Here is a 12,297-nt window from a genome sequence, read left to right as displayed (position 1 = left end):
TCAGGCGGCGGCGCGCTCGTCCGGGCCGAGCCAGGCGGTGAGGAGGGAAGCGCGGAGGGCGGCGCCACGGTCCGCGAAACCACGCTGGCGCCGGACGTACTCGGCCTTGCCCTCCGGCGTCTCGATGCGTACCGGTTCGACGTCCCACGCCGACAGGTCGTACGGGGCGGCCTGCATGTCGAGCAGCCGGATGTCGCGCGCCAGCTCGAACGCCTCCAGCAGCAGCTCTCCGGGAACGAGCGGGCCGAGCTTCATCGCCCACTTGTACAGGTCCATGCCGGCGTGCAGGCAGCCGGGCTGTTCGAGGAGGGGCTGATCCTCTCTCGTCAACGCCGCCCGGTTGCGAGGCACCGCCTCCGGAGTGAAGAACCGGAAGGCGTCGAAGTGCGTGCAGCGGAGATCGTGCGCCTCCACCACGGCATCCGTGCCCGCCTGCCCCAGCCGGAGGGGGACGGCATGCCGATGCTCTGCGGCGCGGTAGACCATCGCCCATTCGTGCAGACCGAAGCAGCCGAACTGCCCGGGACGGGAACCCGTGCGGCGCAGCATGAGGGCGACGAGGCGAGCGAGCTCGGGCTTCTCGGCGGCGAAGCGCTCGGCATCCGGCGTCACGCCGTCGGGGGTGACCCCGGGGGCGTACCAGCGCCAGGCCACACGCTCGGACGCGTCCGCCAGCTCCACACCCGCTCCGGGATGCCAGCGGCGCAGCTGCGCGGGCTTATAGCCGTAGTAGGTGAAGAGGAAGTCCCACACCGGGTGCTTCTCGCCGCGCGTCACACGGTCTCGGTGCGAGGCGGTCAGCGCGTCGGCCCGTTCCCGATGCGCGTCCTCGCGCCGAAGCCAGTCGTCACGGGTGAGGATCATGTCAGTGCAGGATGCCGGCGTCGCCGAGCTGGTCGCGCAGGCCCGCGCCGTCCTCGGCGCTCACCCACGGCACCTCGTCCGCGTCATGGGATTCCATCTCGGCACGGCCGCCGGCGAGCACCGCCTCGGCAGGCAGCAGCCGCCGGATCGCGACACCCGCGACCGAATCCGGGTGCTCCTCCTGGAACTGCGTGTAGATCGCCTCGTCATGCTGGCCGTCGTCGCCGATCAGGAGCCACTTGACGTCGGGGAACTCGGTGGCCAGTCGCCGGAGGTTCGTGAGCTTGTGGTCGCGCCCGCTGCGGAACCAGCGATCGTGCGTGGGGCCCCAGTCGGTCAGCAGCAGCGAGCCGGCGGGGAAGAGGTGACGACCGAGGAACCGCGACAGCGTGGGGGCGACGTTCCAGGCGCCGGTGGAGAGGTAGACCATCGGAGCCCCCGGGTGCTGCCGGAGCAGCTGGTCGAGCAGCACGGCCATCCCCGGGACCGGGATGCGGGCGTGCTCGTCGACGACGAACGAGTTCCAGAAGGCGATGAAGGGCCGGGGGAGCGCCGTGACCATGACCGTGTCGTCGACGTCGGAGACGACGCCGAACCGGGTGCTCTCCGCGACGACGAAGGCCCGCGCCTCGATCGGCTCCTGTCCCTCGACGGTGATCGTGAAGGTCTGCCAGCCGGGTTCGAGGTCGGCGCGGATGACGGTGTCGATGACGCCGCCGCGGTCGGCGACCACCCGAAGCGTGCTGTCGCCGACATGCACGTCGACCGAGGCGAAACCCACGGGGATGCCGACGAAGCTGCGCCAGCCGCGGATGCTCGCCGGTTCCCCGTCGCGGCCTCGGCGCTGCGGCGGGACGATCAGCACGCGACCGAGCACACGGACCCACCCGGGGCCGCCGTAGCCCGGGAAGGGCAGCACGGTGGCGCTCCGGCCGCGGCGGCGCGCTCGTCCCTCGCGCCACACGTGCAGGCGGTGCTCGAGACGGGCGAACCAGTGGATCCTGGGCGCCGGGGGTGCGGGGGCCATTGCCTCAGTCTTTCACGTCGGCGTCGGACTCCGCCGCCGGGGCCTCCAGATGACGAGCTTCGAGACGGTGCAGCAGCCGCTTGCCCAGGTAGGCGAGCACGAGGAACAGGGCGATGACTCCCACGAAGAGGTAGCCCGCGAAGTGCACGCGGTCGACGAGCTCGCGGAAGCTCCCGGCCGCCAGCGAGGTGACGCTCACGTACGCCGAGGCCCAGATGATGCAGGCCGGGGTCGTCCAGGCCAGGAAGCGCCGGTAGGGGTACTCGCTCATCCCCACCGTGAGGGGGACGAGGGAATGGAGGACCGGGAGGAAGCGGGAGAGGAAGATGGCGATGCCGCCGCGTCGGGCCAGGTAGTTCTCCGCGCGGACCCAGTTGTGCTCGCCGATCCGCCGTCCGAGCCAGGAGGCACGGATGTAGGGGCCCAGCCAGCGGCCGAGCCAGAAGCCGATGCTCTCGCCGATGAGGGCGCCGACGACGACGGCCACGCCCATCGCGATGCCCTCGAGGGGAGTGGCGACGCCCATCGAGGCGATGATGACGATCGTGTCGCCGGGGACGATGAGGCCGATGAGGATGCTCGTCTCCAGCATGACGGCGAGACCTGCGACCAAGGTACGCGTGACCGGATCGATCGACTGCACGGTGTCGAGGAGCCAGAGCAGGAGGTCGTCCACCCCATGAGGATACGGGAGCAGCCCGGTCCTAGGCTGGAAAGGTGCCCGACCGCCTGACCCCCCGAGCCCTGCCGTCCTGGGTGGCGCCGGAGCGCCTTTTCGGGGTGCTCGCGCAGCGGCAGGCGGACGTGTTCTGGCTCGATGCGGGCGCTGACGCCGTCGAGGGATGGAGCTTCCTCGGCACCGGGGTGGCGGAGTCGCTTCCGGAGGACGTGCGCCTGGATGCCGGGTCCGTCGAGGCCGGGATGCCGCCGTTCCGCGGGGGATGGGTGGGCTGGCGCGACTACGAGAGCGGAGCCGCGCGAGCGGGAGCTCCGGTCGCCACCGAGCCGGAGCCGGAAGCCCGGACGTGGCTGCGCGTGACCAGGGCCGTGGCGGTCGATCACGCCGCGCACCGCCTGTGGCTGCTGGCCCCGGAGGAGGAGACCAGTGAGGGGGAGCGCTGGCTGCAGTCCCTTCTGAGCGACGCCGGCCCCGAGGCGCCGACGCCGCGGGCAGTGGAGGACCGACACGTCGCCGAGGCCCGCCATACTCCCGCCGCGTACGAGCAGCTCATCGACCGCTGCCGCGACCTCATCCACGCGGGGATCGCCTACCAGCTCTGCCTCACGACGCGGTTCACCGTGCCCGGGGCCCACGACCCCGTCGCCGTGTACGGGCGGCTCCGGGCGGCGACGCCGGCGCACCACGGGGGATTCCTGCGCATCGGGGGACGTGCGCTCCTCAGTGCCAGCCCTGAGCAGTTCGTCCACGCCGGCGGTGGCGTCATCCGCACCCGTCCCATCAAGGGCACGCGTCCTCGGGGCGCCGATGCCGCGACCGATGCCGCGCTCGCCGCAGAGCTCGCCGCGGATCCGAAGGAGCGGGCCGAGAACGTCATGATCGTCGACCTCATGCGCAACGACCTCTCCCGGGTGTGCGTGCCGGGGTCGATCCGGGTCGACGGTCTCTGGGAGGTCGAGAGCTATCCGGCCGTGCATCAGCTCGTCAGCACGGTCAGCGGCACGGCCGCGGAGGGGATCACGGTCGGGGCGCTGCTGGAGGCGGCGTTCCCCGCCGGGAGCATGACCGGAGCACCGAAGCTGTCGGCGATGACGCAGCTGCGCGACCTCGAGGGCGCCCCTCGCGACATCTACGCCGGCTGCTTCGGCTACATCGGCGTCGACGGTGCTCTCGATCTCGCGATGGTCATCCGCAGCATCGTCGTGGACGAGGAGGCGGCGTTCGTCGGCGCCGGTGGCGGGATCACGTGGGGATCGGTGCCCGCGGCCGAGGTGCGTGAGGTCGCCACGAAGGCCCGCGCCCCGCTCGCGGCGCTGGGCGCGGAAATGCCCGCCACCTGGCGTTCCGATATCCTGAACTGATCCCGTTTTTCCCTTCAGATTGGTCGTGCGTTCGTTGTCCGAGAACATGTCCACCGCTCCCGTCGACGAGGAGTTCTCCTCGCCGCACGCCATCCAGGCCAAGTGGCAGAAGTACTGGGCGGAGCACGAGACGTTCCTCACGGGCGGAGACGACGACACCCGGCCGCGGCGCTATGTGCTGGCCATGTTCCCGTACCCCTCCGGCGACCTCCACATGGGACACGCGGAGAACTATCTCTACTCCGACATCGTGGCGCGCTTCTGGCGGCACCGGGGCCACAACGTCCTGAACCCGATCGGGTGGGACTCCTTCGGCCTGCCCGCGGAGAACGCCGCGATCCGCCAGGGTGCTGACCCGCGCGAGTGGACGTACCAGAACATCGCGCAGCAGAAGGTGGGCTTCCAGCAGTACGGCGTCTCGTTCGACTGGAGCCGGGTGCTGCACACGTCCGACCCCGAGTACTACCGCTGGAACCAGTGGCTGTTCCTGAAGATGTACGAGCGGGGCCTGGCGTACCGGAAGAAGAGCCCGGTCAACTGGTGCCCGAACGACCAGACGGTGCTGGCCAACGAGCAGGTCGTGGACGGGCGCTGCGAGCGCTGCGGCTACGAGGTCGTCAAGAAGAAGCTCACCCAGTGGTACTTCCGCATCACCGACTACGCGGACCGCCTGCTCGACGACCTGAACCAGCTCGAGGGGTTCTGGCCGCACAAGGTGCTGCAGATGCAGCGCAACTGGATCGGCCGCTCCGTCGGCGCCGACGTCGACTTCCGCATCGAGGGGCGCGAGGAGCCGGTGACGGTGTTCTCGACGCGCCCCGACACCCTGCACGGTGCGACGTTCTTCGTCGTGGCGCCCGACGGTGACCTGGCCGCCGAGATCGCGGCGGACGCTGAGCCCGAGGTGCGCGAGCGCTTCCAGGCCTACCTGGCCGAGGTGCAGAAGACCACCGACATCGATCGGCAGTCCACCGACCGTCCCAAGACGGGCGTGTTCCTGGGCCGCTACGCGATCAACCCGGTCAACGGCGAGAAGCTGCCGATCTGGGCGGCCGACTACGTGCTGGCCGACTACGGGCACGGCGCCGTCATGGCGGTCCCGGCACACGACCAGCGCGACCTCGACTTCGCACGCGCGTTCGACCTGCCGGTCAAGGTCGTCGTCGACACCACCGCTCCGGTCACCGGTGCCATGCCGGTCATCGAGGTGGACGAGGACGGCGTCCCGATCGATGCGGACGTCGCGCTCGACGAGCAGAACCCGGCGAAGACCGGCGTCGCGCTCACCGGCGAGGGACGCATGATCAACTCCGGTCCGCTGAACGGACTGTCGAAGCGCAACGCGATCGCACGCGCCATCGAGCAGCTGGAGGCCACGGGGACGGGCCGGGCGGCGAAGAACTACCGCCTGCGCGACTGGCTGATCTCGCGGCAGCGGTTCTGGGGCACGCCGATCCCGATGCTCCACACCGAGGACGGCCGCATCGTCCCGGTGCCGGAGGACCGGCTGCCGGTCAAGCTGCCGAGCGTCGAGGGCCTCGACCTCAAGCCGAAGGGGACGTCCCCGCTGGGCGGCGCCGAGAGCTGGGTGCGCACGACGGATCCGGAGACCGGCGACCCGGTGCTGCGCGATCCGGACACGATGGACACCTTCGTCGACAGCTCCTGGTACTTCCTCCGGTTCCTGTCGCCGAACAGCGACACGGTGGCGTTCGACCCCGCCCAGGCGGCGCGCTGGGCCCCGGTGGACTCGTACATCGGCGGTGTCGAGCACGCGATCCTGCACCTGCTGTACGCACGCTTCATCACGAAGGTGCTCTTCGACATGGGGCTGATCGACTTCACCGAGCCGTTCTCCAACCTGATCAACCAGGGCATGGTGCTGCTCGACGGCCAGAAGATGTCGAAGAGCAAGGGCAACCTGGTGCTGTTCCAGGAGGAGCTCGACGCCCACGGTGCCGACGCGCTCCGCGTCGGTCTGGCCTTCGCCGGTCCGGTGGAGGACGACAAGGACTGGGCGGACGTGTCGACCACCGGTGCGCAGAAGTTCCTTGCGCGCGCTCTGCGGATCGCGCACGAGGTCGCCAGCCCCGTCGACGTCGTCTTCGACGGGGGCGACGCGGCCCTGCGCCGCGCGACGCACAAGCTGCTCGCCGAAGCGCCCGCGCTGGTCGAGCAGACGAAGTTCAACGTGCTCGTCGCCCGTCTGATGGAGCTGGTCAACGTGACCCGCAAGACGATCGACGGCGCGGCCGGTGCTGCCGACCCCGCCGTCCGTGAGGCGGCGGAGACCATCGCCGTCATGCTCGACCTCATCGCCCCGCACACCGCGGAGGAGATGTGGGAGATCCTGGGACACGAGCCGTCCGTCGGACTCGTGTCGTGGCGCTCCGCCGATCCGGCGCTGCTCGTCGAGGACACCGTCACCGCGGTCGTGCAGATCGGCGGCAAGGTGCGCGCGCAGCTCGAGGTGCCGGCACGCATCGGCGAGGCCGAACTCGAGGCGCTGGCGCGCGCCGATGAGCGCGTCATCCGGTCGATCGGCGACCGCGAGATCGTCAAGGTCGTCGTGCGGGCCCCGAAGATCGTCAGCATCGTCGTCAAGGGCTGAGTCCTCGGCGTGCTCCGCGGTTCCGCCTCCCCCGGTGCGAAGGGATGATGCCCGGATCACGTCGCGACCGGGAACGGCCGTCCTCCACGACGAGTCCCTTCTGAGCGTCTCTCCACGGTCGCTGGGTCCGGGGTCGGGAGGGGGTCGGGGAGGAGCTTAGTGTGACCGGATGACCTCGGCCCCACCTCCACCTCCTCCGCCCCGTCGGAGGCTCCGCCTCGGGCTCGGCGCGGCGGTCGTGCTGGCGATCGTCGCGATCTCGGCGGCCGTCGGTCTTGGGCTGGTGCAGGGCCAACCGTCATCCGTCGAGGCCGTTCCGCTCGCGGAGCGCTCGGCGTCGGTCGAGTCCGCGCCCGCGGAGATCTACGTGCACGTGCTCGGCGCGGTCGAGCGCCCGGGGCTGTACGTCCTGCGCGCCGACTCCCGGGTCGTCGACGCTCTCGCGGCCGCCGGCGGGTCGACGGACGCCGCCGAACTCGCGGGGGTCAATCTCGCCCGCCGGGTCGAGGACGGTGAGCAGATCCTGGTTCCGGTCGTGGGTTCTGTCGCCGACCCGTCGGCGCCGCCATCCGGAGACGGGACCGTCGATCTGAACACGGCGGATCAGGCGGCTCTGGAAGAGCTCCCGGGAATCGGACCGGCGCTGGCCGAGCGCATCGTCGCGTGGCGCGAGGACAACGGTCGGTTCCGCACGGTCGACGATCTCCTGGCGGTGCCGGGGATCGGGGAGAAGGTCTTGGAGGGGCTGCGAGACGGGGTGCGCGTGTGAGAGTCGCCTACCCCTGGGGATCGCAGGTCAGCGTGGCATCCGTGATCACCTGGGTCGCCAGCTCCCGCTCGGACTCGAGCGGATCGCGTCCGTCGACCAGGAGCTGGACGCTCTCATCGGACAACGCGGAGTCGTAGACGTACTGCCCGACGCAGGGATAGAAGTCCGGCATATCGTCATAGGTGGTCAGGCCGTTCGACCGGTTGATCTCCTCCGCGGACGCGCCGATCTCCTCAGGTGTCGGACGGCTCTCACTGGCGCTGCTCGGCGGGTCCGATGGCTGGGCGCTGGCCGGGGGCGCGCTTTCGGCGGGCAACGGGTCGTTCAGCGCCGAGGAGGCCAGCACCAGCGACACGATGAGCACGATGACCCCGATCACGGCGCCGACGACCGACACGACCATGCCGACGATCGACGGCCACTTCGCGGCGTTCTTCGTGAACAACCCGATCAGCGACACGACGAACCCGGCGAACAGGATCACCGCGCCGACCACGAACAACACGGGGATGAAGGCGAGAACGGCGCCGAGGACGGCCAGGCCCAGCCCGATGAACCCGAGGACCGGCGTCGGCCGAGAAGCAGCGTCAGGGACCTGTTGCGCCGGGGCGGCCGACCCGTATGCCGGCGCCTCGGGATGAGGCGGCGAGGGATTCGTCGGAGCCGAAGGGGGAGCGTAGGCGTCGGTCCACCGTGCTCCGTCCCACCACCGCTGGCGCCCGGAACCATCGTCGTACCACCCAGCCGGGACACTCATGCGCTCTCCTCCTCGTCGCGGCAGCGTCCGCCGCGCGCGAGTACCCAGGCTACTCAATCGCCTCCGACGAGGTCGTCACCGCGTCCGACGCCGGCGGTCTCCTCATCGGAGAAGTGCTCCTCCACACACTGACCTCCAGGGTCGTTGTCCTCTGCTCGTGCGGCGGCGGTCGCGGCGGGCGGAGCGGGCACCGGCGCGACTCTAGGGTGATCCGATGCATGAGAGGCAGCGTTCGTCCCTGGGGCCCGAGGAGGGATCGGCGTGACGGGCGATCTGCGCCTACTGCCGGTGGCGGTCGGTGCCTGGGGTGTGGCCCTGGTCTGCGTGTTCGTGCCGGGAGCGGCGGCGTGGGTGGCGGGTGGATGCCTGGCGGCCGCGGGGATCATCGGCGCCGCTCTGGCGATCCGGCGCCGCGCAGTCGCGACGATCGGGGGACTGGTCATCGTGGTTCTCGCGACGGCGGCAGCCGTGGCGTTCACCGTGTTCGCACAGTCCGCGGGCCGTGACGCCGTGCACGCGTGGGGAGGCAGAGCCGTCGAAGCGGTCGGTGAAGTCTCGTCGTCGGCGTCCGTGGGACGCGATGGGCGTCTCTGGATGGACGTGCAGCTGAGCGGCATCGGTGCGCCCGGGGCCGTGGAGCCGGCGGCCGGTCCGGTGCGCATCGGCATCGAGGAATCGGAGGGGTTCGTCCTCGGCGCGCAGGTGCGCGTGACCGGAGAGAGTGCGGAAACGAATGCGGGGGAGCGGGCGGCCCTCGTCGTCTTCGTCACCGCCGGAACGGTGGAACGGTCCGCACCGGGCGTCTTCGGGTTCGCTGCCGACCTCCGCCGGTCGTTCGTCGAGCGCGCGACGCGGCTCCCGGAACCCGGCGCCGGGCTCCTTCCGGGGTTGGCGGTGGGCGATACGACCGCTGTGCCTGCCGCAGTCGACGCCGACATGCGTACGAGCGGCCTCAGCCACCTCACCGCCGTGTCCGGGGCGAACTGCGCGATCGTGGTCGCCGCGGTGTTCGCGATCGCGGCGCTGAGCGGCGGGACGCGAGCGCTGCGGGTCGTGCTCGCGGCCCTCGCGCTGGCGGCCTTCGTCGTGCTCGTGACGCCGGAGCCGAGCGTCATCCGGGCCGCCACGATGGCTGCGGCAGGCATGCTGTCGATCCTCGTCGGGCGGCCGAGCGCAGGCGCCGGGATCCTGGCCCTGTGCGTGGGCGCGCTCCTCGTCGCCGATCCCTGGCTCGCATCGACGCCGGGATTCGCGCTGTCCGCCGTAGCCTCCGGGGCCCTCATCCTGCTCGCCCCGGCGCTGGCGAACGGTATTGCTCGCTGGCTGCCCGGTCCGCTGGCCCTCGCGATCGCCGTGCCTCTGGCGGCGCAGCTCGCGTGCGCGCCCGTCATCGCGCTGTTCGCGGAGCAGCAGTCGCTCGTCTCGGTCGTCGCGAACCTCCTCGCCGAGCCGGCCGCGCCGGTCGCCACGGTGATCGGGCTCTTCGCCTGTCTCGCTGCGCCTCTCCCACCCGTCGCGGATCTGCTCGCCGCGTGCGCCTGGCTGCCGTCTGCGTGGATCGCGACCGTCGCGCATGTCACTTCCGGGCCCCCCGGCGCTCAGGTGCTCCTCCCCGCGGGGCTCGGCAGCGCTGCCCTGGTCGCGCTGGTGAGCGTCGCGATCGCCATCGTGTGCTGCCGCGGAAGGCCGCGCCTACGGGACGTCACGCGCCCGGACGTCGTGACGGTGTGGTCTCGTCGGCCGGGGGCCTCGATGTCCGGCGGCGTCCTCACCATCGTCCGATGCGTGGCGGCCGGCGTTCTCATCGTCGTGGCGTCCGTCGGTGTTTCCCGCGTGCTGGTCGACGGTCCACTCGCCTCGCTCGTGACGCCGCACGGGTGGGCGATCGCCGCGTGCGACGTCGGCCAGGGCGACGCGATCCTGGTGCGTTCGCGGGACGCGATCGCCCTCATCGACACCGGTCCCGACCCGGGGGCGCTCGACGCCTGCCTCCGCTCGCTGAGCATCGACCGCATCGACCTGCTCGTGCTCACGCACTTCGACGCGGACCACGTCGGGGGTGCGGCCGTGCTCGAAGGGCGAGTGGACACCGTGTTGCACGGACCACCCGCCGACGATGCCGATGCGCGCGTGCTCGATGGCCTGGCGCGGGCGGGCGCGGCCCTCCGCGCGGTCGGTGCCGGAGATCGGGGCAGTCTCGGCGGAGCATCGTGGCGGGTGCTCTGGCCGAGGAAGGACAGCGTCGCCTTCCCGCCGGGCAACGATGCGAGCGTCGTCACCGAGTTCGCCGGGGGAGGAGTGCCGCGCGCCCTGTTGCTGGGCGACCTCTCCGCGGCCCCGCAACGCGCGCTGCTCCGCGCTACGCCGCTGACACGATACGACGTGGTCAAAGTCGCCCACCACGGGAGCGCTGATCAGGAGCCCGCTCTGTACGAGGCTCTGCAGCCGAGCGTGGCGCTCATCACGGTCGGCGCGGGCAACGACTACGGACACCCGCGTCGGGAGACCCTGGAGCTGCTGTCGGCTCTCGGCGCGCACGTCTACCGCACCGACCGCGACGGTCGCACCCTGCTCGGCATCGAGGACCATGCCCTCCGCGTCTGGACCGATGTCGCGCCGCCCTGAGTCGGGTGTCCGACACCGCCGGTAGGCTGGTCCCATGGCAGCTTCCCGTCCTCCCTCCCGCGGCGGCGCGAAGGCCACGAAGATCCCGCAGGTGTCGTGGCGGGAGCCGCACCCCGCGCCGCTGGTGCTCGTCTCGGGCCCGGAAGAGGTCTGCGCCGAGCGCGCGATCGCCGGGGTGCGCGACTACCTCCGTGCGGAGGATCCGGCGCTCGAGGTCAGCGACGTCCGTGCCGACGACTACGCTCCCGGCACGTTGCTCTCCCTGACCTCGCCGTCGCTGTTCGGAGAACCGCGCCTGGTTCGCGTGTCCGGCGTGGAGAAGTGCTCTGACGCCTTCCTCCAGGAGGCCATCGGGTATCTGGAGAACCCGCAGGAGGGGGCCACGGTCGTGCTCCGCCACACGGGCGCCAGCGTCCGCGGGAAGAAGCTCCTCGATGCGCTGCGCGCGGGGACGGGCGGCGGGATCGAGATCGCGTGCCCCGCCATCAAGCGCGACGGCGACCGGGTCGACTTCGCGGCGGGGGAGTTCAAGGCGGCGAAGAAGCGCATCGCCCCGCCGGCACTCCGAGCGCTCGTCTCGGCCTTCGCCGACGACCTCACCGAGCTCGCCGCCGCCTGTCAGCAGCTCATCGGCGACGTCGAGGGCGACATCACGGAAGAGGTCGTCACGAAGTACTACGGCGGCCGGGTCGAGGTGTCGGCATTCGTCGTCGCCGACACCGCCATCGCCGGACGCTACGGCGAGGCTCTCGTGGCGCTCCGTCATGCCCTGTCCTCCGGCGCGGACCCGGTGCCGATGGTCGCCGCGTTCGCGATGAAGCTGCGTACGATGGCGCGCGTCGCCGGCAACCGTGAGCCCAGCAGGCAGCTCGCCCAGCGCCTCGGGATGAAGGACTGGCAGGTCGACCGCGCGCGTCGCGACCTGGCGGGCTGGAACGAGCGCTCCCTGGGGATGGCGATCCAGGCGACCGCGCGCGCCGACGCCGAGGTCAAGGGTGCGGCGCGTGACCCCATCTTCGCGCTCGAGCGCATGGTGACGGTCATCGCCACCCGTGAGCCGTTCGGGGGCTAGGGCTCCCGCTCCCCGGGAAAGCAGAAAGCCCGCCTCACGAGGAGACGGGCTTGCCGGAAGTCAGAAGCTCAGAGAGCCGAGACCTGCTTGGCGATCGCCGACTTGCGGTTCGACGCCTGGTTCTTGTGCAGGACACCCTTGCTGACGGCCTTGTCGAGCTTGACCGAGGCCTTCTTCAGGCTCTTCTCGGCGGCGGCCTTGTCGCCGGCGGCGACGGCCTCGCGGGTCTGGCGGACGAGAGTCTTCAGCTCGCTCTTCACGGCCTTATTGCGCTCGTGAGCCTTCTCGTTGGTCTTGTTGCGCTTGATCTGCGACTTGATGTTTGCCACGTGTGGACGCTTTCTGTACAGGAGTGATTCGGAGTGCCGGCAGCAGAAGAGGGCTGCTGCACGGCGGTCGTGAGGGAAGAACCCACACGCAAGCCAAGAGTCGAGTCTACCAGTACAGGGCGGGATCGTGCGAAACGACGCCACTCGGGCGAGACGCCGTCGCGCGGGAGGTGGGACCGGGTGCAGAATCATCCACAACGACG

Annotated in this window: 11 protein-coding genes; 5 read left to right on the top strand and 6 right to left on the bottom strand. The window is 70.9% G+C overall.

Going from position 1 to position 12,297, the window contains the following annotated elements; translation table 11 throughout:
- Genes B7W94_RS16765 through B7W94_RS16755 form a run of 3 tightly spaced genes read right to left on the bottom strand, consistent with a single transcriptional unit; the run spans position 1 to position 2,567 of the window.
- Positions 1-864 (bottom strand): hypothetical protein, encoded by an 864-nt coding sequence (locus B7W94_RS16765; RefSeq protein ID WP_062766665.1) that lies wholly within the window; start codon positions 862-864, stop codon positions 1-3.
- A gap of 1 nt (position 865) precedes the next feature.
- A complete protein-coding gene (locus B7W94_RS16760; RefSeq protein ID WP_085607761.1) occupies positions 866-1,891 on the bottom strand; it encodes an App1 family protein in 1,026 nt (341 codons plus the stop codon).
- 4 nt (positions 1,892-1,895) lie between these two features.
- Positions 1,896-2,567 carry a DedA family protein gene (locus B7W94_RS16755; protein WP_025104953.1) on the bottom strand — a complete coding sequence of 224 codons (672 nt, stop codon included), beginning with the start codon at positions 2,565-2,567 and terminating at the stop codon, positions 1,896-1,898.
- Positions 2,568-2,608: 41 nt separating this feature from the next.
- On the opposite strand from B7W94_RS16755, the gene B7W94_RS16750 reads away from it, so the two are divergent.
- From B7W94_RS16750 to B7W94_RS16740, 3 genes are all read left to right on the top strand, one after another.
- Positions 2,609-3,931 carry an anthranilate synthase component I family protein gene (locus tag B7W94_RS16750; protein ID WP_085607759.1) on the top strand — a complete coding sequence of 441 codons (1,323 nt, stop codon included), beginning with the start codon at positions 2,609-2,611 and terminating at the stop codon, positions 3,929-3,931.
- 46 nt (positions 3,932-3,977) lie between these two features.
- Positions 3,978-6,542 carry a leucine--tRNA ligase gene (gene leuS, locus B7W94_RS16745; RefSeq protein ID WP_139833347.1) on the top strand — a complete coding sequence of 855 codons (2,565 nt, stop codon included), beginning with the start codon at positions 3,978-3,980 and terminating at the stop codon, positions 6,540-6,542.
- Between the two features lie 169 nt (positions 6,543-6,711).
- Positions 6,712-7,311: a helix-hairpin-helix domain-containing protein gene (locus B7W94_RS16740; RefSeq protein ID WP_085607757.1), complete on the top strand. Its 600-nt coding sequence runs from the start codon at positions 6,712-6,714 to the stop codon at positions 7,309-7,311.
- Positions 7,312-7,318: 7 nt separating this feature from the next.
- Here the strand turns inward: B7W94_RS16740 and B7W94_RS16735 are convergent, their stop codons facing one another.
- Both B7W94_RS16735 and B7W94_RS18175 read right to left on the bottom strand, forming a co-directional pair.
- On the bottom strand, positions 7,319-8,068 hold the full coding sequence (locus B7W94_RS16735) for a DUF2510 domain-containing protein (RefSeq protein WP_085607755.1): 750 nt from the start codon (positions 8,066-8,068) through the stop codon (positions 7,319-7,321).
- Between the two features lie 53 nt (positions 8,069-8,121).
- The gene (locus tag B7W94_RS18175) at positions 8,122-8,259 is read right to left on the bottom strand and encodes a hypothetical protein (protein ID WP_157544465.1); all 138 of its coding nucleotides are present in this window, start codon (positions 8,257-8,259) and stop codon (positions 8,122-8,124) included.
- A gap of 70 nt (positions 8,260-8,329) precedes the next feature.
- Between B7W94_RS18175 and B7W94_RS16730 the strand changes: the two genes are divergently transcribed.
- Together B7W94_RS16730 and holA are read left to right on the top strand one after the other, a co-directional pair.
- Positions 8,330-10,693, top strand: coding sequence for a ComEC/Rec2 family competence protein (locus B7W94_RS16730; protein ID WP_253247461.1), 2,364 nt, complete (start codon positions 8,330-8,332; stop codon positions 10,691-10,693).
- Positions 10,694-10,727: 34 nt separating this feature from the next.
- Complete coding sequence (gene holA / locus B7W94_RS16725) at positions 10,728-11,765, top strand: DNA polymerase III subunit delta (RefSeq protein ID WP_025103705.1); 1,038 nt, start codon at positions 10,728-10,730, stop codon at positions 11,763-11,765.
- Between the two features lie 68 nt (positions 11,766-11,833).
- Here holA and rpsT read toward each other — a convergent pair whose 3' ends face one another.
- Positions 11,834-12,094 carry a 30S ribosomal protein S20 gene (gene rpsT, locus B7W94_RS16720; protein WP_025103704.1) on the bottom strand — a complete coding sequence of 87 codons (261 nt, stop codon included), beginning with the start codon at positions 12,092-12,094 and terminating at the stop codon, positions 11,834-11,836.
- Between the last annotated feature and the right edge of the window lie 203 nt (positions 12,095-12,297).

It is taken from the genome of Microbacterium sp. LEMMJ01 (assembly GCF_002114135.1).
In the GTDB taxonomy this organism is placed as follows: domain Bacteria; phylum Actinomycetota; class Actinomycetes; order Actinomycetales; family Microbacteriaceae; genus Microbacterium.
The sequence above is the reverse complement of the archived record's forward strand: the minus strand, read 5'-3'. Positions and strand labels throughout refer to the sequence as shown.